The following is a 23,001-nucleotide window of genomic DNA, read 5'->3' on the forward strand; positions in this document are numbered from 1 at the left end:
GCACGACGCTGACGGAGACCGCGACGGCGGCCCGCCGAACCAAGGGGAGACACGATGAGCACGGCCACGAGGACGGACACGCCGGGGCGAGTGAAGCGACGGGAAAAGCCGGAGTCGCCCGCGCTGCATCTTGCCGACAGCCACGATCTGATCCGCGTGCAGGGTGCGCGCGTGAACAACCTCCAAGACATCAGCGTCGAAATCCCGAAGCGCAGGCTGACGGTGTTCACCGGTGTCTCCGGCTCGGGCAAGAGCTCCCTGGTGTTCAGCACGATCGCCGCGGAGTCGCAACGGATGATCAACGAAACCTACAGCGCCTTCGTGCAGGGTTTCATGCCGACGCTGGCCCGGCCCGACGTCGATGTACTCGATGGGCTGACCACCGCGATCATCGTCGACCAGCAGCGGATGGGCGTCGACCCCCGCTCCACGGTCGGAACCGCCACCGACGCCAATGCGATGCTCCGAATCCTCTTCAGCCGGCTCGGAAAGCCGCACATCGGCTCGGCGCAGGCGTACTCCTTCAATGTCGCCTCGATCTCGGGCGCGGGCGCGGTCACCATCGAGCGCGGCGGCCAGCAGACGAAGGAGCGGCGGAGCTTCAGCATCACCGGTGGCATGTGTCCGCGCTGTGAGGGCAGGGGATCGGTCACCGACTTCGATCTGTCCGCGCTCTACGACGACAGCAAGTCCCTGGCCGAGGGTGCGCTCACGATCCCCGGCTACAGCATGGACGGCTGGTACGGCCGCATCTACCGCGGCTGCGGCTACTTCGACCCCGACAAGCCGATCCGCAAGTACACCAAGAAGGAACTGCACGACCTGCTCTACAGGGAACCGACCAAGATCAAGGTCGAGGGAATCAATCTGACGTACACGGGGCTGATCCCCCAGATACAGAAGTCGTTCCTGTCCAAGGACGTCGACGCGATGCAGCCGCACATTCGAGCGTTCGTGGAGCGGGCGATCACGTTCACTACTTGCCCCGAGTGCGACGGCACCCGGCTCAGCGAGGCAGCTCGATCGTCGAAGATCAAGGGCATCAACATCGCCGACGCGTGCGCAATGCAGATCAGTGACCTCGCCGGGTGGGTGCGCGGGCTGAAGGAACCGTCGATGGCGCCGCTGCTCGAGAAGTTGAGCGCAACCCTCGACTCGTTCGTGGAGATCGGGCTGGGCTACCTGAGCCTGGATCGTCCGTCCGGCACGCTGTCGGGCGGTGAAGCTCAGCGCACCAAGATGATTCGCCATCTCGGGTCCTCGCTGACCGACGTCACCTATGTCTTCGACGAGCCCACCACGGGCCTGCATCCCCACGACATCGCGCGCATGAACGATCTGCTGTTGCGTCTACGGGACAAGGGCAACACGGTCCTCGTCGTGGAGCACAAGCCGGAGACGATCGTGATTGCCGATCACGTCGTCGACCTCGGACCGGGTGCCGGTACCGCGGGCGGCCACGTCTGCTTCGAGGGCACCATCGAGGGGCTGCGAACCAGCGACACCATCACCGGCCGCCATTTCGACGACCGGGCCGCCCTGAAAAAGTCGGTGCGCACTTCCGACGACTCGCTGGAGATCCGTGGCGCCAACTCGCACAATCTGCAGAACGTCGACGTCGACGTACCCCTCGGCGTACTGGTGGTGGTGACCGGTGTGGCCGGGTCGGGTAAGAGCTCACTGATCCACGGCTCGTTGGCGAAACGGGACGGAGTGGTGTCGGTGGACCAGGGCGCCATCCGCGGCTCGAGGCGTAGCAACCCGGCGACGTACACCGGACTGCTCGACCCGATCCGTAAGGCGTTCGCGAAGGCCAACGGGGTGAAGCCAGCCCTGTTCAGCGCCAACTCCGAGGGCGCCTGCCCCACCTGTAACGGTGCCGGCGTCATCTTCACCGACCTGGCGATGATGGCCGGTGTTGCCACCACCTGCGAGGAGTGCGAGGGGAAGCGGTTCCAGGCAGCGGTGTTGGATTACCACCTCGGTGGCCGCGACATCAGTGAAGTGCTCGCGATGTCGGTGGCCGAGGCCGAGGAGTTCTTCGGGGACGGCGAGGCGAAGAACCCGGCTGCGCACAAGATCCTCGTCCGGCTCGCCGACGTCGGGCTCGGTTACCTGGCCCTCGGCCAGCCGCTCACGACGCTGTCGGGCGGCGAGCGGCAGCGACTCAAGCTGGCCACCCACCTGGCCGAGAAGGGCGGCGTGTACGTCCTCGACGAGCCGACAGCCGGCCTCCACCTCGCTGACGTCGAGCAGTTGCTCGGCCTGCTCGACCGGCTCGTCGACTCCGGCAAGTCGGTCATCGTCATCGAGCACCACCAGGCGGTCATGGCGCACGCCGACTGGATCATCGATCTCGGTCCCGGCGCCGGCCACGACGGCGGCACAATCGTGTTCGAGGGCACGCCGTCGGATCTCATTGCGGCCCGCTCCACACTCACCGGCGAGCACCTCGCGGCCTACGTCGGCATCTGACCGCGTTCTACGGACGCCGAGGGCGGGGAGCGTTCTGTTCCCCGCCGGTCGGATGCCGGAACCGACGTCGATCCGTTACCCAAACCTGTGAGGTCGGTCACGTCCTGCAGTGACAGCTGGTGCCGATCTGTGCCCGTGGTGTCCATGTGACTAATGATTCGGGCAGTTTCTGCTGTCGAGTCCTGGTCTGGATGGGTATGTCAACTCCACGCGCCGGAATCTGTCGAACGCGTAGTAGCCTGTGACGAAACCGTGATCAATTCGTTACCGGCTCCGCCGCTCGACAGAGGAATCTGGTTTGTCTCGACACCGGAAAATCGACCCGCCATCCCGGCGCGCCCTGCGCGGCCGTTCCACGAAGACCGTTCGTGGCCGACTGATAGCGGTCCCGTTGGCCGCCAGTGCATTGCTCGTGGCCGGAGGCACGATCGCCTCCGCGACCGCCGGCAGTGCATCCGCCGACGTAGCGCCTGCCGCGTCGGAGGCGAGCGTGTCGCTCTCGACCGCACCCCAGGTCCTGCAGGTTCCGCGCACGGGCCTCACCGACTTCACCGAGGAACTGCAGCGCGCCACCCAGCGTGAGGTCGAGCGGATTGCGCAGGCGAAGGCCGAGGCCGAGCGGCTGGCTCGCGAGGCAGCTGAACGAGCTGCGGCCGAGGAAGCGGCGCGTCGACCGGGCGTCGTGTTCCCGGCCGATGGCGCGTTCACGTCGGGCTTCGGCCCACGGTGGGGCACGAACCACAACGGCATCGACATCGCCAGCTCCATCGGCACCCCGATCAGGGCTGTCACCAACGGCACCGTCATCGAGTCCGGGCCCGCCTCGGGATTCGGGCTGTGGGTCCGCCTGAAGCAGGACGACGGCACCATCGGCGTGTACGGCCACATCGACACTTCGCTCGTCTCGGTCGGACAGCAGGTCCGAGCAGGCGACCAGATCGCCACCATGGGCAACCGCGGCCAGTCGACCGGACCGCACCTGCACTACGAGGTGTGGACGGCCAACGGCACCAAGATCGATCCGGTCGGCTGGTTCGGATCGCGCGGAGTGTCTGTCCCCGGGGCACACGGCGGCTAGGAACGGCGGCTAGGCGCGCATCGCGCGTATACAGACGTTGCCGGGCGCCATACGATTCGCAGATGAAGCTGCCGAAGACCGAGCACACATCCCGGTCGTGGCGGATCCACGACCTCACCCGTGACTTCCGGCTCGAGGACGTGTGGGAGTTACCGACGCCTGGTGGTCCGGACGACTTTCCTCGGCTGGTGCAGGTGGTCGCGTCGTTCGACCCGATGAGCCGAGGGCCTTGGCCCGTGCGCGCATTGTTCGCAATTCGCTTCCAGCTCGGAAGGTTGTTCGGGGTGGACGATCAGGGCACGGGTCCGAGTGGGTCGGCCCCGTCTCTGAGCGATCGGTTACCGGCGGATCTGCGCGAGGGTCCGTCCGGCCCCGACTCCGACACGCTCCCCTTCGCCTCGTTGTACCAACTCGAAGACGAGTGGGCACTCGAGGCCGTCAACCGGACAGTCCACGGGGTTCTCCACCTCAGCTGGGTCCCCGACGGGGTGGGCGGCTACCGCGGCCAGATGGCGATTCTGGTGAAGCGGAACGGAATGGTCGGGACCGCCTATATGGCAGCGATCAAGCCGTTCCGGTATCTGATCGTCTACCCGCTGATGACGCGGGAGTTCGGACGCGCGTGGCGTGCGAGCACCGAACGGCCAATCCAGTAGTCGGCTGCTCGTCGATCGCGCAGGCAGGGGAAACGTGAGCAGCAAAAATCCGGTCCTCGGCCTGCTAGTTGAACGAGCCAGGTTTACGCAGTGCTCATGAGCACTGCTCGGCACGTGCGCGCACAGTTCACGTGGAGTTATGGCACGCCGCTAGTCTTTCGGGCAGGAGCTATCGGGGAGTGACTGTGGAATTCAGACATCTCGTCTCGTTCATCGCAATCGCCGAGGAGTTACATTTCGGACGCGCTGCAGCGCGGTTACATCTCACCCAGCCTTCGCTCAGTGCGCATCTGCAAAAACTGGAGAAGTCCCTCGGGGTGCGTTTGGTGGCGCGTACTTCCCATGAGGTCAAGTTGACGGCCGCGGGCAGGGAGTTCGAGGCCCAGGCCCGTTTGATCATCGCTCAGGTGGACAAGGCGGCACAGATTGCCAAGGCGACCGCGGACGGACGCTCCGGCACCTTGAATGTCGGATACAACATGCCCGCCAGTCGGCACGTGCTGCCGTCCGCTCTGGCGAGGATGAGTGCGGCCCATTCCGAAGTCGTAGTGTCCTTGTGGGAGAAGCGTACTGGGCCGCAACTCGACGATCTTGCAGACGGCGGCCTCGACATCGCCCTGGTATACGGACATCACCGCACCGCGGAGTTCCGGTCCCGACTCGTGCTGCGCAATATTCCGCTGGTTGCTGTTGTCGGTGAAGGGCACAGCTGGGCCGGGCGGCCTGGTGTACCGTTCGCCGAACTCGCCGACCAATCTTGCGTTCTGTTCACTCGCGAGCAGTGCCCGGCCATGTACGACTCGATTTTCGGCGCCGCGTCGGACAGTAAAATCTCGCTCAACGTCGTTCAGCTGGCGGACGATCCGGGAGCGACGGCGCACATGGTGTCGGTCAAATCTTTGGTGGGATTCGCTTCCCTGCCGCGCGCGTCCTCCGGGGGGCTACTCGCGATGGGCACAAGCACGGTGGCAGTGAAATTGTTCGACCCGATCCCCACGATCGACTTGTATGCCGTGTGGCGCGCGGAGGAAACCAATCCCGCGGTGTTCTCCTTTCTCGACTGTATCGGCCATGGCGAACAGTCGTCGAGGATCGAAAACAGGCTCGTTGCTATTTGATTCAGGACTGGAACCGGTTGGTGACGGGTCCGGACCCGCGGTCTTTTCCGGACCTACTTCAGTCCGGACCGGACGAACGCATTGACGATGTGCCGCTGCAGAACGACGTACAGTGCGAAGACGGGAAGGCAGGCCAACCCGGCCACGGCCATCATCGGCCCCCAGTCGTTGCCCTCGGTCCCCATGAAACTCCGCAGCCCCAACTGCACGACAGCGTTGCTGCGCTGCAGGACCACCGCCGGCCAGAAGTACTCGTTCCAGGCGTTGATGAACAGCAGAATCGTCAGCGCCGCCAGGGCGGGACGCAGATTTGGTACCACAACGGTCCACAGAATCGACCAGGACGAGCGGCCATCCATCTTCGCCGCCGCGAGCAGTTCCTTGGGGAAGCTGGCCATGTGCTGCCGAAGCATCAGCACCCCGAGAGCCGAGCACAGCGTCGGCACGATCACCCCGACGAGCGTGTTGATCAGACCGAGTTGGTACAGCAATACGTAGTTCGGGAGCATCGTCACCTGGAACGGCACCAGCCAGGTGCCGACGAACGCGAGATAGAGCAGCCGCTGGAACCGGAACGTGTACATCGCGAATGCGTACGACGCGAGCAGGGCAACGAGCAGCTGTCCGGCCGCGGACGCGAGGGACACCGCGAAGGTGTTGGCCAGCAAACCGGCGACGTCGACCTTCTCCGTGGCGTCGAGGTAGTTGCCGATCGACAGCGGCCACGGAACGGGGGAGAGCGAGCCGACGTCCTCGGGCCGGCGAAATGAGGTGACGAGCAGCCAGTAAATGGGGAACACGCAGACGAGGGCGACGGCGATGAGGACGGCATGTCCGCGTGCCCGGCGCCACGGCGGTTCGGCTGTGGGCTGATCAGTGGTCGTCATGGAACGAGATCCTTTCCGAGAGCCACACGAGAATCCCGGCCACGACACCGAATCCGACGAACAGCAGCACTCCGGCAGCCGCGCTGAGCCCGGCGTCGAAACTATGGAAACCGAGGTCCCACAACAGGTAGTAGATGTTGGTGGTGGCCTGGGACGGTCCGCCTTGCGTCAAGGTGTCGATCAGCGGGAACGTCCATTGGGCGCTGAGAAGGATGGTCATCAAAGTGAGGAACACCAGGGTGGGGGTGAGCAGCGGCAGAGTGATCCACCAATCGATCTGTCGCCGGGTGGCGCCGTCGACCTGCGCCGCCTCGGCGTAGTGACCGCTGATGCCGGCCATACCCGCCGAGACCACCAGCACAGCGAACCCCATGAAGTGCCAACCGGTGATGAGAACGATCACCCACTGGGCAGTGGCCGGCTCGCGGATCCAGTTGGTGTCTGATCCCAGGATGCGGTTCACCACGCCTGCGCCGGGATCCAGCAGCCACTGCCACACGGCCGCACTCGCCACCGGGGCGACGAGGAACGGCGCGAAGATCAGGCTCTGGTAGAGCGCGCGGGAGCGCCCGCGGATGCCGCGGGTCGCGAACGCGACCACCACCGGCATCACCACGGTGAACGGAAGCAGACCGACGATGAGGACGACGGTCCGCCAGACCGAGTCCCCGACGGCCGGCAGTTCGAGCAGCCGCCGGTAATTGTCGGCGCCGACGGGGACCATCGGGGTCGTGGGGAGCAGGTTCCAGGAGTACGTCGACAGCTGGGCGGCCTGAAGCAGTGGTCGGTAGGTCCACACGATCAGCAGCGCAACTGCCGGTGCGAGATACAGGTACGGTTCGGCCGTCCGAACCATCCTCCGGAGTGGGTGGACACGGACGACCGGGACCGCCACCGGTGCCTGTTCGGGAATTCTCGCGTGGGCGAGATCCGGTACGGCAACGAACACGATGTTCTCCTCAGCGCACTTCGAGCGCGAGCGCGCGCAACCGGTCGAGCATGTCCTGCTCGGGGATGTCGTAGACCAGTTCGGCAGGCGTTGCCTCCACCGCGGTGGCGACCACAGCGGAGCCGAGGATATCGATCCGGCTGAATCCGTACCCGGCATGGCCGCGGTGACGACCGACCGGGGCCATCGGGTCGACCCGATACGACAACGCCGGACCCACCCAGACCGGAATTCCCGCCACCGCACCCGCACCGGTCAGATGCGCATGCCCGCACAGAACCATCCGCACATCGGATCCTGCCAGGACCGCGCCGAGTCGGTGCGGCTCCTGCAATCGCAGGTAGTTCACGGTCGTGACCGGAGACTGAATCGGGGGATGATGCAGCACGAGGAGAGTGCCGCGCTCACTCTGTCGGGAGAGTTGGTCACCGAGCCACGTCAGCTGTTCCTCGGTGAGCCAGCCCTCATGCCTGCCGGGGGTGGTGCTGTCGAGAACGATGATCCGCAGACCGCGGACCTCGCGCACGGCGTCGTACGGTGCGGCGAGGTCGCCCGAACCGGGGCCCAGAAGTTCGGTGTGGAAGGCCGTGCGGTCGTCGTGATTGCCCATAGCATAGACGATTTCGGCATCGAGTGCAGTCGCTGCGGGCTCCACGACGTCGCGCAGTCGCCGGTAAGCCTCCGGTGCGCCGTTGTCGCTGAGGTCACCGGACAGCACCAGCGCGTCGACCCGTTGCCGGGATCCGACGATCCGGTCGAGCGTGCGCCGTAGCGTGTCGAGGGTGTCCACGGCGCCATGGACGAGCGCTCCTGCGGCGGTGACATGGGTGTCAGTCAGCTGGATGATCGTGAGATCGTCGCCGGACCCTCCTGCGGCGGTGCTCATTCGGCGGGCAGAAGCGCGCTGGCCTGCTTCTGGGCGGCCTCGAGGGTGGATTTCGGGTCGGCGTCCTGGTAGACGATCGCCTCGACCGCGTCCATCATGCCGTCGCGGATCTGCAAATAGTTGTTGCCAGGCATCGAGATCCACGGCTCCATCGATCCGAGTTGGGCGAGGTTGGGAGCGAGCAATGGGCTCTTCTGTGCCCAGTCCTGCAGACCGGCCGGATCGTCGACGAGCCCGGTGCGCAGTGGCAGGTAGCCGATGCCCTGCGCGATCTTCGTGTACGCCGCTTCACTTGTGAGGTACTTGATCAGCTCCCACGATGCCCGCTGCTTCGCGGGGTCGGAGGCGAACGTGAACAGGGAGGCACCGGAGTTGGTCGGCACGGTGGTCTTGCCGGTGAAGGCGGGCATCGTGGTAGCGCGCAGGTCCCACTTGTCTTTGGCGCCCTTGACGAATGTGCCCTGGATCGCGCTGCTTTCGAGGATCATGCCGATGTCGCCGCGCGCGAAGGCCTCGTAGCCCTGCTGTTGGCTCAGTTTCGGGGTGGCACCGGTACGCACCAGGTTCTGCGCCATGGTGGCCACCTGTACGGACGGGTCGTCGGCGAAGGTCAGCGTGGAGCGGTCATCGGAGATCACCTGTCCGCCGTTCGAGCGGACCAGGCTCTGGAAACACCAATCCTTGGCGGTCTTGGTCAGGCAGTCGAGGTATACCCCGCCCTTGCCGGTCTTCGCAGTGATGGCCTCCGCTGCATCGGCGACCTCTTCCCACGATGCCGGGGGGTGGGTGGGGTCGAGTCCGGCCTGCTCGAACAGGGTGGCGTTGTAGTAGAACACCGGGGTGGAGAAGACGAACGGGACGCCGTAGGTAGCGCCGTCCCAGTCGCCGAGCGTGCGCGCCGTCGGCGCGTACGGGTGCTTCGCGCCATCGAAGTTCTTCTGGACAGTCTCTGCGCCCACCAGGGCGTCGAGCGACTGCGCGCCCAACTGATGAATCGTGAAGTCGAGGTCACTGAAACCGAGCTGGGCGACATCGGGCGGGGTCCCCGCGACCGTCTGGCTCTGGATACTCGAGATCGTATCGGTGGCCGGGTTGGGGCTGTTGCCCTGGGGCTTTTGGGCGGTAACGCTGATGTTGGGGTGCAGCTTGGTGAAATCGGCGATCAGGGCGTTGAAGGTGTCGGTCCACGCTCCTGCCATTCCGTAGTTGTAGCTTTCGAACACGATGGACACCTTCTGGTCCGGTCCCAGGTCGGGCACCGGACCGGAATTGCTCGGCGACGACTCCGTGGTGGTGGTGCCCAGGCCGCCGCAGGCGGTAAGGACCGCAGCACTGGTCACGAGCGCGACCAGCGCGGGCAGGGTCTTCTTCACTGATTTCTCCTGTTACTAGTGGAAGGCGAAGTGAATCGAGTGGCCGGCTCAGGCCACCGATAGTGAGGAGGCACCGGGGGCCGATGCTCCGTGCTCATGTGGGGGCCGCCAGAGCAGGCGGCGCCCCGTGCCGGATTCGAACAGGTGAATGTCGCGGGATTCGACATGCAGCCCGACAGTGTCGCCGGTCCGCACCGGCACGGGCCGAGGAGCCCGCATCGAGAAATTGGTGGCGCCCGCGCCGATGTGCATGATTTCCTCACCGCCGAGGTTCTCGATTGCGGTGACGACACCGCGCAAGCGGGCGCCGGGGCTGTCGAGGTGCAGCCGTTCGGGTCGGATCCCGACCGTGACCTCCCGTGGCCCCGATGCCGCGTTCGCCGGCAGCCCGAGCGGAGCGTCGAGGCCGTCCGAAACGACATGCAGCTCGCCCGCCCGGTCGACGATCGTCGCGTCGAACAGATTCATCGGTGGGGACCCCAGGAATGCGGCAACGAAGGTCGACCGCGGGGCGTCGTACAACTCCGAGGGGGTGCCGACCTGTTCGATCCGGCCTCTGTTGAGCAGAGCGATCCTCGACGCCATGGTCATCGCCTCGACCTGATCATGGGTGACATAAAGAAACGTGGCTCCTAGCCGCCGGTGAAGATCGGTCAGCTCGGTCCTGGTGGCACTGCGCAGCGCCGCATCGAGATTCGACAGCGGCTCGTCCATCAGGAATGCGCCCGGCTCGCGCACGATCGCACGTGCGAGAGCGACCCGCTGCCGCTGCCCGCCAGAGAGGGCCGCCGGCCGCCGGTCGAGGTGCTCGACCAGACCGAGGGCCGCCGCCACGGCAGTGACCTTGTTACGGATCTGCTCCCGCGAGCGGCCTCTGGCGCGCAGCGGAAAGCCGATGTTCTTCGCGACGGTCAGATGCGGATACAGGGCGTAGCTCTGGAACACCATCGCCACGTCCCGCTGCCGCGGCGGAGTAGCGGTGACATCGAGATCATCGAGCAGGATCCGCCCCGCCGACAGCGACTCGAGTCCGGCGATCATCCGCAACAGCGTCGACTTGCCGCACCCGCTGGGCCCGAGCAGGACCAGGAATTCACCGTCGGCGATGTCCAGATTTACATCCTGCACGACCGGCGTCGTACCGAACCGTTTGGATACCCCGTCCAGTCTTATCCGTGCCACCCACGTCTCCTCACGTCCGTCGTCGTTCTGGCTGAACGACACCAGCTGCCGGTGACGGCACGGTGAACGCGGTGCGGCGGCTCGTCGTCGACCATCACGGGTGGTCGTGATGGCCAGCGACGATAGGAAAACTTGTCGGATGTGATCGAAGGTCGCGATCGTGTACGCGCTGGGGCGCAGATCTACATCTATCGAGATGGTTCGAAAATCTTGGCTATCAACATGTTAGGCGATTCGATGCCACCACCCGATGCGTAGCGCTACCCGAGCCGTCGGTTGGTCTGCGACAACTGCCATTCCGTTTGCTGCGCGAGGCGGTCGACCTGGGCGGCGTCGAGTCGGTCGCAGACGAAATCCCAGTGCACGGCCACAAGATCGCCGACGGCGAGATCGGCAACGAAGGCACCCTCCGGGACGGTGTAGTCGGCGGGCGCCTCCCGTTCGGGTCCGAGTGAGAGCTGCCCGTGTTCGAATACCAGCAGTCGTGAACGGACCACTGCCCGGTCGGCGGTGAACCCCGCCACCTCGCCCCAGCTGATGCGACACGCCTCGAGGACGCGCAGCGGTTGCGGCATCCCGGTGCCCAGTAGCCGCGACCACGGGTAGACGCCGAAGACATGGAAGTTGTGAGTCGGAGCTGCTTCGACGAGGAGATCCCCGGTGAGGTGTTTCCAGTAGTGCCCCGCCGTCGACGCCAGCCGTGCGAGGAGGGTGGCGCCGAACTGGGCGCGGTCGATGCGGTCGGTGAGCTCGTCGGCCGTCCAATAGGCACGGACCACCCGCTCGTCCAACTGGTCGGCAATGCCCGTGAGTTCCGCGATCACCTGTTGATACGGCCAGGCGCCGCTGAACTGCCGTGCCATCGCGAGCACGTCGACGTCGGTGGCCTGGCCGCACGCGATCGCCTGCAGTCGCTCCGAACCCGGAGGACCGCAGTAACCGAGCGCGTTCGGGGCGTGCGCGTACTGCGCGAACAGGCGGTGCCCGGGCAGCACCGAATGTTCGAGCGACACCATGACTGTCAGGCTCGCTGCCCGAGCAGCTGCGCCGTCTCGCGGTGCAACCGGCCGAAGTTGTAGTAGGCGGCGCAGGCGCCCTCCGGGGAGACCATGCAGGTCCCGATAGGCGTCTCCGGTGTGCAGGCCGTCCCGAACACCTTGCACTCCCAGGGCTTGATGACACCCTTGAGTACCTCACCGCACTGGCATGCCTTCGGGTCCGCCACACGGATGCCCGGCATCGAGAACTTCTCCTCGGCATCGAACTCCGCGTAGTTCCGGTGCACCTTCAGTGCGCTCTGCGAGATGAATCCGAGACCACGCCACTCGAAGTGTGGTCGCAGTTCGAAGGTCTCGGCCATCAACTTCAGCGCCTGTACGTTGCCCTCCGGGCGCACCACCCGCTTGTACTGATTCTCGATCTCGCAGCGTCCCTCCCGAATCTGCTGCAGCAGCATGTGCACCGAGGCAAGGATGTCGAGGGGTTCGAAGCCCGCGACGACCATCGGCTTGCCGTACACCTCGGACACGAAGCGGTAGGGTCGCAGTCCGACCACGGTGGATACGTGACCCGGACCGAGGAACCCGGACAACCGTAGGTCCGGCGACTCCAGGATCGCCTTGATGGGCGGAACGATCGTGACGTGGTTGCAGAACACGCTGAAGTTCGTCACCCCGAGCGCACGAGCCCGCACCAAGGTCACGGCGGTGGACGGCGCGGTGGTCTCGAAGCCGACGGCGAAGAACACCACCTGCTTGTCCGGGTTGTCGATGGCCACCTTCAGAGCGTCGAGCGGCGAGTACACGAACCGGACGTCCGCGCCCCGCGCCTTGGCCTCGATGAGATTGCCCTTCGACCCCGGCACGCGCATCATGTCGCCGAAGGTCGTGAAGATGACACCGGGCTGTTCCGCGAGCCACATGGCGTCGTCGACGCGACCCATGGGGATGACGCATACCGGGCACCCGGGTCCGTGCACGAGCTCCACCGATTCGGGCAGCAGGTGCTCGATGCCGTGACGGTAGATCGTGTGGGTGTGGCCGCCGCACACTTCCATGAACTTGAACTCGTCACCGCGCGCCAGCTCGGTAATGGACTTGACCAGGGCCCTCGCCGCTGCAGGGTCGCGAAATTCGTCGACGAACTTCATCTCTTACCTCTGACTCTCAGGCGATCTCGGACGAGTTGAACGCGTCGATCTCGTTCACGTAATCGGCGCCCATCTTCTGCACCTGGTTCAAGGTGAGTTGCGCCTCGATTTCGTCGATCTTCGCCATCGCGAACCCGACGTGCACGAGCACCCAGTCACCGACCACCAGGTTGTCTTCGGCGAGCAGTCGCACACTGATCGTTCTCTGGACGCCGTTCACGTCCACCTTGGCCAGATGCTGTTGGGCGTCGACGATGTCGACCACCTGACCGGGTATTCCCAGGCACATCGGGATTCTCCTCTCCGAGCGTTCTCAGCAGATCCGGGGGAGCGGATCGCCGACGAGCATGTCGACGATCCGGCTGCCGCCGAACGAGGTTCGCAGAGCGACGATGCCTGGCGGTTCCACCAGAATCTCGCCCACGACCGCCGCATTTGCTCCGTGGGGGTGCGCCCGCATCGCCGTCACGGCGGCCTCGGCCTCGTCCGCCGCGACGATGGCGACGAACTTGCCTTCGTTCGCGACGTACAGGGGGTCGATACCGAGCATGTCGCACGCGCCCAGCACCTGCGGTTGGATCGGCAGGGTTTCCTCGTCGATGATGACGGCGACCTGGGCGGCCTTGGCCAGTTCGTTGCAGACTGTTCCGACGCCGCCGCGGGTGGCGTCGCGCATCCATCGTGTCGAGGGCGCCGCTGCGAGAAGCGTCTCCACCAATCCGTTCACCGGTGCGGTGTCCGAGGCGATGTCGGCTTCGATCGCGAGGTCACCGCGTGCCAGCATGACCGCCATTCCGTGTTCCCCGATCGTGCCGGACAGCACCACCTTGTCGCCGGGCCGGACGAGGCCCGGCGACAAGCGCCGACCCTCGGGAATCACACCGACGCCTGCGGTGGAGATGTACACGCCGTCGGCTGCGCCCTTGCCGACCACCTTCGTATCGCCGGTGACGATCTGCACTCCCGACAGGATCGCCGCCTCACTCATGTCGGCGACGATCTCCTTCAACTCCGCGATGGGAAAGCCCTCCTCGATGACGAATGCCGCCGACAGCCACTGAGGCCGCGCACCCGAGACCGCGAGATCGTTGACCGTGCCGTGCACGGCGAGGTGACCGATAGATCCACCCGGAAAGCGCCGCGGCTGCACCACATACGAGTCGGTCGAGAAGGCGATCCGCTCACCGGAGGGCAGTGCCAGGGCCGCGGCGTCCCCGAGCTGTTCGAGTTCGTCGTTGCGGAACGCCTCGACGAAGACGGCGTCGACGAGTGCGGCCGACGACTTGCCGCCGGCACCGTGCGCGAGGGTCACCACCTCGTCCAGCAATCGCGGCCGACGCTGACGGAACTTGTCGATGCGTTCGAGGACGCGGTCTTCGCGCTCAGCGGAGGTGGCGGGTTCGGTGCTCATGCATACGCTCCTGGTCTCGCGAGGTGCTCCTGGGCCACGGACCACAACCGGTACCCGAGCATCGCGTGACTCTCCTGAATGCGGTGAATGCTCTGCGAGTGGACGGTGAAACAGAAGTCCAGGTAGTCGGCAACCGCCATCCGCCCGCCTTCGTGCCCCGCGAATCCGATGGTCAGGAGGCCCCTGCTCTTCGCCTCGGTCAGCGCAGTCATCAGGTCGTCGGAATTGCCGGAGGTCGACAGCGCAATGGCCACATCCCGGTCGCGGGCGTGGGCGATGATCTGCCGTTTGAAGATGAGGTCGAATCCGACATCGTTGGCCAGTGCCGTCACCACCGCCTGGTCGGCGGCGAGGGACCACGCCGCGACGGGGCGTCCGCGCGCAGGACGACTGAAGAGGGTCGCCAGGGTCGCGGCATCGGTGGAGCTGCCACCGTTGCCGAACGTGTAGAGGCGGCCGCCGCGACGAAACCTGTCGGCCATCTCGATGCCGGCCGCCGTCAACGGCTCGCCGTACTCGTCGAGCGAGGCACGTTGCAACCGTGCACTTTCCGCTGCTTTACCGCGAGCTGAGGCGGCCAGATCGTCGAGGAGGCTCTTCGCGTCCGTCTCCTCGGAGTCGATGAAGGGGTAGAGAAAGCTGGTGCTTTCGGAGTCGTGCGTGGTCATCCTTCCCTCTCCTGCTCTGCATGGGGGAGCTCGCCGTCGTCGAGTCGTGTGATCGCCGCTCCCGCATGGACGAGGACCAGATCGTTCGGCCGCACGTCGGGTAACACGCTGACGTCCACCCATTCCTCGCCGGTGGCGGTGCGCACGAGTGCGGGTCCGAGTGCGTCGGCGGGCTCCAGTACCACTTCGCCGAGGCGGCCCTCGTCGCTGCAGGTGACGCAGCCGGTCTCGGTGCGCTCTTCGGTGTCGGCTTTCAGCAGGCCCGAATGCTCGAAGCAGACATGGGTGAGTTCCCACAGCAGGTGGTACATCAGGACGAATCGCCCGGTGGCCGGGACCATCGGGTCGTCGGAATCGACCCACAGGATGTGATTCGCCGCTCCGGCGGGTGGACGGGGGCCCGCCCCGATCCACAGCGTCTCGACGCCCCACGCGGGTGCGCGCCGCATCGCGTCCACGACGGCAGGTTCGCCGGCCGACGCGACCGCCAGCAAGACGTCACCGGGTCGGCTTGCGACGCGGGACTGCGCCACGGGGTCGGGCTCGACGAGAGCAACCGACGGCAACGCGCGTTTGCCCATGATCACGGGATGAACGAATTCGACCGCGACGTGATGGGCATGTGGCTCCCATTGGGGCGAGATCACCCAGAGCGTCGCACCGTCGTGGAATCTGCGCGCAAGGGCAAGTGATGCGGCGGCAAGGTCTGCCGACAGGTCCGTGTCGACGAGGTGGCCGCCCGCTTCGGTGGTCGTCATTGACTTCGCTCCCGTCCCCGGGCCGGCCGGTCGGGGCTACCGACGTCACGGTCCGCGCATGGTCGCCGCGGCACCGATCACCGCCTGGCCGAGGGAGAGTCCTCCGTCGTTGGGAGGCACCCGGTGGTGGGTGAGGACTCGATAACCGCCGCTCTTCCAGTGTGCTCTCAACAGACCGAGGAATAAACGGTTTTGAAATACTCCACCGGTCAGTCCGATCGTGGTAGTGCCGGTAGTGGCGACAGCGAGGCCGACGAGCGTCGCGGTGGCCTCGGCCAAAGCGTGGTGGAAGCCGAGCGCGAGGTCCGCAGGAGACGTCCCCTCGCGGACACCCGCGATCAATCCGGACAGTAGTGAATGCAGCCGGATCTGGTCGCCTTCCACGTCCATCGTCAGCGGTGCGGGGCGGGTGGCGGTGCGGGCGAGCGCCTCGAGTTCGATGGCGGCCTGCCCCTCGTACGTGATGCGATGGCGAACACCGAGCAGGGAGGAGACCCCGTCGAACAGGCGGCCTACGCTGGTCGTTCTGACGCAACCCCGGCCCGACACCAGTTGCGACTCGACCGCCGCACGTTCCGCCGCCGGGATCGCCTGCGTGCACGGGAGTCCGTCGAAGTTACCGATCCCGGCCTCGTGCAGCAGGGCGAGGGCCACCCGGGCCGGATTGCGGACGGCAGCATCACCGCCGGGAATGGAAAAGGGCTGCAGATGACCCAGGCGCCGGGTGGTCAGGACGTCCGGGCCGACGAGGAGGAGCTCACCGCCCCACACCGTGCCGTCGCAGCCGTACCCGGTGCCGTCGAAGGCGACACCGAGCACCGTGGTGCCCAGCAATCCCTGTTCAGCGATCAGTGACGCGATGTGTGCGTGATGGTGCTGCACGGTGTGCAGAGGCGTGCCGGTCCGCTCGCTGTAACGCTGCGCCCAGTGACGGGTCGAGTATCCGGGATGCGCATCGGCGATCACCGCCTCAGGGGAGATGCCGTGGAGGTGCGTCAACTGCTGTACCGACGTCTCGAACGCCCGCAGACTTTCGAGGCTGCCCATGTCGCCCAGGTGGGCCGAGCAGAATGCGTAGTCCTGCCGGGTAAGGCAGAAGGTGTTCTTGATCTCGGCGCCAACGGCGAGCACCTCGGGACTGCGCGCCGGTAGCACGACGGGCAGAGGTGCATATCCCCGGGAGCGGCGGATCGGCAGGACGGCGTCACCGTGCACCGACAACACCGAATCCTCGCACGGCACGGCGATGCGGCGGTCGTGCATCAAGAACACGTCCGCGACGCTCCCGAGCCGGGTGCGCGCATCGTCGTTGTCGAAGCACAGCGGTTCACCGCTGAGATTGCCGGAGGTCATCACCAGCGTCCGCGGCGGCGTCACCCGGCCCCCCGGTGTGTGCGCGAACAGCAGATGGTGCAGCGGGGTGTAGGGAAGCATCACGCCGAGGTCGTCGATGCCGGGAGCGATACCCGGCGACACGGAGGTCGAATGGTGCTTGCGCAGTAAGACGATCGGCCGGGCGGGATGCTGCAACACGGCGGCCTCGAACTCGGAGATCCGGCACAGTTCCCGGGCCACCGAGAGGTCGGCCGCCATCACCGCGAAGGGCTTGTCCGGCCGATGCTTCCGCTTACGCAGGGTCGCCACCGCCGAGCTGTCGGTGGCGTCGCACACGAGATGGAACCCGCCGAGTCCCTTGACCGCGACGATCCTGCCGTCCTGCAACGCCCGCTGCACGGCGAGCAGCACGGTGTCGTCGCCCACCAGCCGCTCACCGTCCACATCGGCGAACAGGTGCGGACCGCAGTCGGGGCAGCACACCGGCTGGGCATGAAACCGGCGATCACCGGGGTCGCGGTACTCGGCCAGGCAGCGCTCGCACAACGGGAACTCGGCCATCGTGGTGTTGGGCCGGTCGTAGGGGAGGTCGGTGATCACCGTGAACCGCGGCCCGCAGTTGGTGCAGTTGACGAACGGGTGGCGAAACCGCCGATCGTGCGGATCGGCCAGTTCGCGAAGACAATCGGCGCAGGTAGCCACGTCGGGTGATACGAGTGTTCTCGCACCGGCGACGTGCCGGCTGTCGATGATCCGGAACGAATCGTCTCCCCGCAGCGGTGCCGATTCGACGGCCACATCCACGATGACCGCCATCGGCGGTGCGTCCGCGCGGAGCCTGCGTGTGAACTCCGACAACGACGCGGCGGGACCTTCCACCTCGATGAAGACGCTGACGTCGTCGTTGCCGCAGTGGCCGCCGACACCGAGGTCGTCGGCGAGCCGGGAGACGAACGGGCGGAAGCCGACGCCCTGCACGACCCCGTGAACCGTGATGCGCGATCGTTCGACCGTCATCCTCGGATGATTCTCCGGTCGAGGTCCCGGGCGCAAGGGTCTTCTTCCGTGGACGTCCGGCGGCACAGACGCACCCTTTCTCGGTTCGCGCACCCGAAATTGCGCCCGAAAACGTGCGCGGGAGCCGAAAAGGAGTGCGCCCGCCGGTTTACTCGCCGTCGACGGAGCGTGCGCCGGTGACGGCGTCGATCAACCCGTAGTCGGGCGCCTCGTCGACCCTCCGGCCCACGGCGTCCGCATACCGTTCGAGCGTCGACAGGCGGGGATTGACGTCGCCGCCTTCGAGCCGTGCCACCGCCGACTGCGAGACGTTCGTCGAGGGGTGGTCGACATACCATCGACGATATCTCGAAAACGGTATACGGAGGGTGCTCATGGCGAAGGTTCGTGCGGCAGTCATCGGCGGCGGCATCATCGGTCTGGCGGTCGCCCGGGAACTTCTGCACCGGATGGACGCCGTCGAGGTGACGCTGTTCGAAAAGGAGATCCGGGTCGCGGCCCACCAGACCGGACACAACAGCGGCGTCGTCCACGCCGGCCTGTACTACCCACCGGGCAGCCTCAAAGCGCGCCTGTGCCGCCGTGGCGTCACCCTCCTGCAGCAGTACGCGGAGGGCAAGGGCGTCGCCTACGAGGAATGCGGGAAAGTGGTGGTCGCCCACGACTCGTCCGAAGTGGCGCGGATGGACGCCATCTTCGACAGAGCGGTCGCCAACGGGGTCCCCGGCATCCGCAAGGTCCCGGGGGAGGAGATTCCCGAGATAGAACCGCACGCGCGTGGAGTCGCCGCCGTGCACTCGCCGCACACCGCGATCATCGACTACGTGGCGGTCGCGGAGGCTCTCGCCGCGGACATCGCCGCCGCGGGTGGACGCGTGCTGCTCGGCCGGGAGGTCGTGGGCCTGGACAGCCGGACCGCGGAAACCGTGGTCACCACCCGGAACGGCAGCGAGGTCTTCGACCTCGTGGTCACGTGCGCCGGACTGCAGTCCGACCGGGTGGCGCTGATGTCGGGTGAACCGCGATCGCCTCGCGTGGTGCCCTTCTTCGGCGACTACTTCTTGCTCGAACCCGAGCGGTCCTCGCTCGTGAAGGGGTTGATCTACCCGGTTCCGGATCCGCGCTACCCGTTCCTCGGAGTCCACCTCACCAAGCGGATCGACGGGCGAATCATGCTCGGACCGAACGCCTTTCTCTCGTTCGGGCGGGAGGCGTACGACCGTCGGGGATGGTCGGCGTCGGACGTGATGTCGGCGGTGGGCTTTCCCGGGTTCTGGCGGTTCGCCGTGCACAACACCGCGGCGGCGGTCCGCGAGGCCCGTACCGTCCTGAGCACAGGCCAGTTCGTGAAGGAGGCGCAAAAGTACGTGCCCGACGTGCGCCGCTCCGACGTCACGCGCGGACCCCGGGGTATCCGCGCTCAGGCGATGAACGCCGACGGCAGCCTCGAGGACGACTTCGTCATCACCGGGTCGGAACGCGTCGTTCACGTCCGGAACGCGCCCTCACCGGGTGCGACGTCGTCCCTCGCCATTGCTGAACACGTCGTGACGGAAGTTCTGGCCCGCCGGGTCTAGCGCCTGCGGAGCTGGAGAGTGAAGCCCTCGGGCATGAGGGTGAGGCGCTCGGCGACCTTCAGTCGATAGTCCGGGTCGCCAACGATGTCGTAGCGACGCAGGATCGTGCCGAGAACCAGGACCGCCTCGTGGATGGCGAATTGCCTTCCGATGCAGGCGCGTTCGCCGGTACCGAAGGGCTTGTACACATGCGCCGGCCGGGACCGGATGCGCTCGGGCAGGAAGTTGTCGGGATCGAATGCCTCGGGATCGTCCCCCCACACGGGGTCGCGGTGCAGCGCGGGGATGAGGACGAGGACCCAGTCACCGACCTTCATCGGATACTTGCCGACGAGGGTGGTGTCGACCGTGGCCTCCCGGCCGTAGGCGGGCGCCGTGGGCCACAGTCGCAATGATTCGTCGAGTACTCGTCGCACATACCGAAGTTTGGCTATCTGTTCGAACGCCGGTGTCTTCTCGCCCCAGACCTCGTCGACCTCAGCGCGGGCTTTCGCGAGCACGTCGGGGTGGCGAGAGAGGTAGTAGAGGGCGAACGACAGGGCGCCAGAGGTCGTCTCGTGTCCTGCGACGAGGAAGGTGACCACCTGGTGCCGGATGTTCAGCTCGTCGATCTTGTCGGGGTGGTCTTCTCGGGCCGCCCGCAACATCAGCTCGAGCAGGTCCTCGGGGCCGGTTTCACCGCTGTCCCGGCGGGCCCGGATCACCTCGTCGACCACTTCGGCCAGGTACGCCAGATTCTCCGCATTGCGGCGATCGGCCCGGCGCGTCAGGAGTCGCCCGAGTGCGGACGACTTCACGAACGTCGTCCGCTGTGAATGGCTGAGGGCACCGACCATTGCCTTCACGAATGGATGCGGACGCGGACGCTCGAAGGAGTCGAACGAATAGCTGAAGCCCGTGCGGCCGATCGTTTCCAGGGTCAGCTTGGTCATGTCCGAGGACACGTCCACTGGCGCACCGTCGGTGCGGCGGTCCCAGTACTCGGTCAATTCGCCGGCGACGTCGAGCATCGTGCGGTGGTACGAGCGCATTGCGGATTTCGTGAAGGCCGGTGCGAGCAGGTTGTGCGCCTTGCTCCAGTTGGGCTCATGGTTGTAGGCGGTGAACAACCCATCTCCGCCCAGCTCGCGTAACGAGGCGACACCGGGAGCGAGGTGTTTGGCGAAACGGGACTCGTCCGACAGTTCCGCCACCATGTCGGCGCCGGAAGCCAACACGAAGCGATTACCGAGGACGTCGCGTTCGAAGATGGGCCCGAGCGTCTTTCCGATCTCCATCGAATTCTGCAGCGGGGTGCGGATGTTGATGCCGAGCACATCACCCAGTAACGGGAGCCGCCAGCGGGGATGCGGAATGGTCGCGGCCTGGTGCTCTCGAAGTGATCCGACGCTCATATCGCCCCCGGTGTGTCGTGCACTACTGAATTGGTGTCTAGTACGCAAGGTACGCCTTACTGAATCGGTGTCAAGTAGTAGCGTGAGTCAGCATGACCAGCGCTCGCCGCCGCCTCGGCCCCGAACAGCGGCGGGCACAGCTACTCGACATCGGCGCGCGCCTGTTCGCCGAACGGCCATACGAGGACGTCTGGATCGAGGAGGTCGCCGAACTCGCCGAGGTGTCCCGTGGCTTGATGTACCACTATTTTCCGACGAAACGGGACTTCTTCGCGGCAATTGTGGAGCGCGAGTCCGAACGGCTACTCGAGGCCACTGCACCCGACCCGTCGCTTCCCGTCGAAGAGCAGGTGGCGGCCGGCCTCGACGCGTATCTCGATCACGTAGCCAGCCATCGGCACGGGGTGCGGGCGGTCAACTTCGGCGCTCTGTCGGCGGACGCCGATATCCGGGCCATCGTCGAGCGCGAACTCGAGGCGCAACAACGCCGGATTGTCGACGCCCTCGACCCACCGGCAGGCGAGCGTGAGTTGATCGGCGTCGCGGTGCGCGGGTGGATCGCCTTCGTCCGTGCGGTGTGCATGGATTGGCTCGATCACCCGTCCATCCGGGAAAGCGAACTACGGGACCTCTGTCTGCGCTCGCTGACGGGCATGCTCGGTGGGCGGCTCGGATGAACCACATGATCATCGAACGGGAATCCACCATCGACGCGCCGATCGACCGGGTGTGGGATCGTGTCGTGAGCCCCGAGGGCATCAACGACGAGTTGCGGCCGTGGTTGACGATGAGCCTGCCCCGCGGCGCCGAGTCGTTCACCGTCGACACTGTCCCCGTGGGTAAACCCCTCGGCCGCGCCTGGCTCAGGTTATTCGGCGTTCTGCCCTTCGACTACGACGCCCTGACCATCGCCGAACTCGATCGGGGACGACGGTTCCACGAGAAGTCGACGATGCTGAGCATGCGTCGTTGGGAACACGAACGCACCCTCACGGCATGCGACGACGGTCGTACCCGGATTCGTGACCGGATCACGTTCGAACCACGCATTCCGATGGCATGGATGGCACCTGTGATCGGTCGCGTGCTGCACGCCCTCTTCGGTCACCGGCACCGGCGCCTGCAGCGTCACTTCGACTGACCGACCACCAATCGATGGATCAGCCGTGCCGCGGTGCGTGCAGTGCGCTGATCGATGTCGTAGACAGGGTTGAGTTCGGCCACATCGCAAACGGCGAGTTTGCCACTGGCGGAGACGGTATCGCAGATGAACTGCACCGTCTCGACGGGTACACCGAACGCAGCGGGGGCGCTCACTCCCGGTGCGACTGCAGCGGGCAGAACATCGAGATCGATGGTCAGGTAGACAAGGTCCACCTCTGCCAAGAATCCGGCCACGAAGGTGTGCACGGCTGTGCGGTCGAACGAGTCGTCGTCCGACAGATAGCGCACACCGAGTCGCCGAGCGGTGTCGAACAACGCTGCCGTGTTACTCGGCTGGGCGATGCCGATCACCGAGTACTGCACTGCGGTTCCTGCGGCACCTTCGTGCTCGAGAATCTGACGAAACGGCGTTCCCGAACTCGCCACCGGATCGGGGCGCAGATCGAAGTGGGCGTCGACGTTGAGGATTCCGACCCGCCGATCCGGCGTCCGCAGCGAGGACCGCGCGAGACCGAGATACGTCCCGTACGCCATTTCGTGTCCGCCGCCGAGGACAACCGGGAAGTGGCCCGCGTCGAGAACCGTCGTGACTGCCGCCGCGAGCGTGTCCTGACCGGCCTCGAGCCGATCGCCGGCCACTGCGATGGTGCCGGCGTCGTGCGCTCGGATCGGATGAGGCAGCGCCATGGACGCGAGTGCGGACCGCAACGCGTCCGGGCCGGTCGCCGCCCCACGGCGCCCCTTGTTCCGCGCCACGCCCTCGTCACAAGCGAAACCGAGAAGCACCGTCGCGCCCGGTTCGGCCGCGGGGTCGAACGGTGTGACCGCCTGATGCCAGCGCAAATGCTTCGACGTGGTGCCGTCCACTCGCCCGGACCATCCCTGCGGGGGAGTGGACACCGGAATCGGTAGGTTCACGACCAG

The 23,001-nt window shown here is 66.1% G+C and carries 22 protein-coding genes; 7 read left to right on the forward strand and 15 right to left on the reverse strand.

Features of this window, described 5'->3' with window-relative positions; translation table 11 throughout:
• The first annotated feature begins 54 nt into the window (after window positions 1-54).
• The 4 genes from NOF53_RS00725 to NOF53_RS00740 all read left to right on the forward strand — a co-directional run bounded on the left by NOF53_RS00725 (window position 55) and on the right by NOF53_RS00740 (window position 5,327).
• Window positions 55-2,475: an ATP-binding cassette domain-containing protein gene (locus tag NOF53_RS00725; RefSeq protein ID WP_255965056.1), complete on the forward strand. Its 2,421-nt coding sequence runs from the start codon at window positions 55-57 to the stop codon at window positions 2,473-2,475.
• Between the two features lie 298 nt (window positions 2,476-2,773).
• Window positions 2,774-3,553: a M23 family metallopeptidase gene (locus tag NOF53_RS00730; RefSeq protein WP_374212552.1), complete on the forward strand. Its 780-nt coding sequence runs from the start codon at window positions 2,774-2,776 to the stop codon at window positions 3,551-3,553.
• A gap of 62 nt (window positions 3,554-3,615) precedes the next feature.
• Complete coding sequence (locus NOF53_RS00735) at window positions 3,616-4,209, forward strand: DUF2867 domain-containing protein (RefSeq protein WP_255965057.1); 594 nt, start codon at window positions 3,616-3,618, stop codon at window positions 4,207-4,209.
• Between the two features lie 185 nt (window positions 4,210-4,394).
• A complete protein-coding gene (locus NOF53_RS00740; RefSeq protein ID WP_255965416.1) occupies window positions 4,395-5,327 on the forward strand; it encodes a LysR family transcriptional regulator in 933 nt (310 codons plus the stop codon).
• 53 nt (window positions 5,328-5,380) lie between these two features.
• On the opposite strand, the gene NOF53_RS00745 is transcribed toward NOF53_RS00740, so the two are convergent.
• The 13 genes from NOF53_RS00745 to NOF53_RS00805 form a co-directional block, all read right to left on the reverse strand.
• Window positions 5,381-6,214: a carbohydrate ABC transporter permease gene (locus NOF53_RS00745; RefSeq protein WP_255965058.1), complete on the reverse strand. Its 834-nt coding sequence runs from the start codon at window positions 6,212-6,214 to the stop codon at window positions 5,381-5,383.
• Entirely contained in the window at window positions 6,201-7,163 is a 963-nt protein-coding gene (locus NOF53_RS00750) for a carbohydrate ABC transporter permease (RefSeq protein ID WP_255965059.1), read from the reverse strand. Before NOF53_RS00750 ends, NOF53_RS00745 begins: the two co-directional genes overlap by 14 nt.
• A gap of 10 nt (window positions 7,164-7,173) precedes the next feature.
• Entirely contained in the window at window positions 7,174-8,049 is an 876-nt protein-coding gene (locus tag NOF53_RS00755; protein WP_255965060.1) for a metallophosphoesterase, read from the reverse strand.
• Window positions 8,046-9,422, reverse strand: coding sequence for an ABC transporter substrate-binding protein (locus NOF53_RS00760; protein WP_255965061.1), 1,377 nt, complete (start codon window positions 9,420-9,422; stop codon window positions 8,046-8,048). Before NOF53_RS00760 ends, NOF53_RS00755 begins: the two co-directional genes overlap by 4 nt.
• A 48-nt stretch (window positions 9,423-9,470) precedes the next feature.
• Complete coding sequence (locus tag NOF53_RS00765; protein WP_255965417.1) at window positions 9,471-10,604, reverse strand: ABC transporter ATP-binding protein; 1,134 nt, start codon at window positions 10,602-10,604, stop codon at window positions 9,471-9,473.
• A 260-nt stretch (window positions 10,605-10,864) separates the two neighbouring features.
• Complete coding sequence (locus NOF53_RS00770; RefSeq protein WP_255965062.1) at window positions 10,865-11,620, reverse strand: DUF6390 family protein; 756 nt, start codon at window positions 11,618-11,620, stop codon at window positions 10,865-10,867.
• A gap of 5 nt (window positions 11,621-11,625) precedes the next feature.
• A complete protein-coding gene (gene hypD / locus NOF53_RS00775) occupies window positions 11,626-12,753 on the reverse strand; it encodes a hydrogenase formation protein HypD (RefSeq protein ID WP_109326808.1) in 1,128 nt (375 codons plus the stop codon).
• 16 nt (window positions 12,754-12,769) lie between these two features.
• The gene (locus tag NOF53_RS00780) at window positions 12,770-13,042 is read right to left on the reverse strand and encodes a HypC/HybG/HupF family hydrogenase formation chaperone (protein WP_255965063.1); all 273 of its coding nucleotides are present in this window, start codon (window positions 13,040-13,042) and stop codon (window positions 12,770-12,772) included.
• A 24-nt stretch (window positions 13,043-13,066) separates the two neighbouring features.
• Window positions 13,067-14,164: a hydrogenase expression/formation protein HypE gene (gene hypE / locus NOF53_RS00785; RefSeq protein WP_255965064.1), complete on the reverse strand. Its 1,098-nt coding sequence runs from the start codon at window positions 14,162-14,164 to the stop codon at window positions 13,067-13,069.
• Window positions 14,161-14,832 (reverse strand): D-sedoheptulose-7-phosphate isomerase, encoded by a 672-nt coding sequence (locus NOF53_RS00790; RefSeq protein WP_255965065.1) that lies wholly within the window; start codon window positions 14,830-14,832, stop codon window positions 14,161-14,163. Before NOF53_RS00790 ends, hypE begins: the two co-directional genes overlap by 4 nt.
• A complete protein-coding gene (locus NOF53_RS00795; protein WP_255965066.1) occupies window positions 14,829-15,590 on the reverse strand; it encodes a HypC/HybG/HupF family hydrogenase formation chaperone in 762 nt (253 codons plus the stop codon). The genes NOF53_RS00790 and NOF53_RS00795 overlap by 4 nt, the downstream gene beginning before the upstream one ends.
• 45 nt (window positions 15,591-15,635) lie before the next feature.
• A complete protein-coding gene (gene hypF, locus NOF53_RS00800; protein WP_255965067.1) occupies window positions 15,636-17,942 on the reverse strand; it encodes a carbamoyltransferase HypF in 2,307 nt (768 codons plus the stop codon).
• A gap of 148 nt (window positions 17,943-18,090) precedes the next feature.
• The gene (locus NOF53_RS00805; protein WP_255965068.1) at window positions 18,091-18,237 is read right to left on the reverse strand and encodes a helix-turn-helix domain-containing protein; all 147 of its coding nucleotides are present in this window, start codon (window positions 18,235-18,237) and stop codon (window positions 18,091-18,093) included.
• Between the two features lie 79 nt (window positions 18,238-18,316).
• Between NOF53_RS00805 and lhgD the strand changes: the two genes are divergently transcribed.
• On the forward strand, window positions 18,317-19,519 hold the full coding sequence (gene lhgD / locus NOF53_RS00810; protein WP_255965069.1) for an L-2-hydroxyglutarate dehydrogenase: 1,203 nt from the start codon (window positions 18,317-18,319) through the stop codon (window positions 19,517-19,519).
• On the opposite strand, the gene NOF53_RS00815 is transcribed toward lhgD, so the two are convergent.
• Window positions 19,516-20,913 carry a cytochrome P450 gene (locus tag NOF53_RS00815; protein WP_255965070.1) on the reverse strand — a complete coding sequence of 466 codons (1,398 nt, stop codon included), beginning with the start codon at window positions 20,911-20,913 and terminating at the stop codon, window positions 19,516-19,518. The genes lhgD and NOF53_RS00815 overlap by 4 nt on opposite strands.
• A 92-nt stretch (window positions 20,914-21,005) precedes the next feature.
• Between NOF53_RS00815 and NOF53_RS00820 the strand changes: the two genes are divergently transcribed.
• Window positions 21,006-21,590 carry a TetR/AcrR family transcriptional regulator gene (locus NOF53_RS00820; protein ID WP_255965071.1) on the forward strand — a complete coding sequence of 195 codons (585 nt, stop codon included), beginning with the start codon at window positions 21,006-21,008 and terminating at the stop codon, window positions 21,588-21,590.
• 5 nt (window positions 21,591-21,595) lie between these two features.
• Complete coding sequence (locus NOF53_RS00825) at window positions 21,596-22,054, forward strand: Rv1443c family protein (RefSeq protein WP_255965072.1); 459 nt, start codon at window positions 21,596-21,598, stop codon at window positions 22,052-22,054.
• Here the strand turns inward: NOF53_RS00825 and hutG are convergent.
• Entirely contained in the window at window positions 22,042-22,995 is a 954-nt protein-coding gene (hutG, locus tag NOF53_RS00830; protein ID WP_255965073.1) for a formimidoylglutamase, read from the reverse strand. The genes NOF53_RS00825 and hutG overlap by 13 nt on opposite strands.
• Window positions 22,996-23,001: the final 6 nt, after the last annotated feature.

It is taken from the genome of Rhodococcus tibetensis, from assembly GCF_024438035.1.
GTDB classification, from domain to species: domain Bacteria; phylum Actinomycetota; class Actinomycetes; order Mycobacteriales; family Mycobacteriaceae; genus Rhodococcus_F; species Rhodococcus_F tibetensis.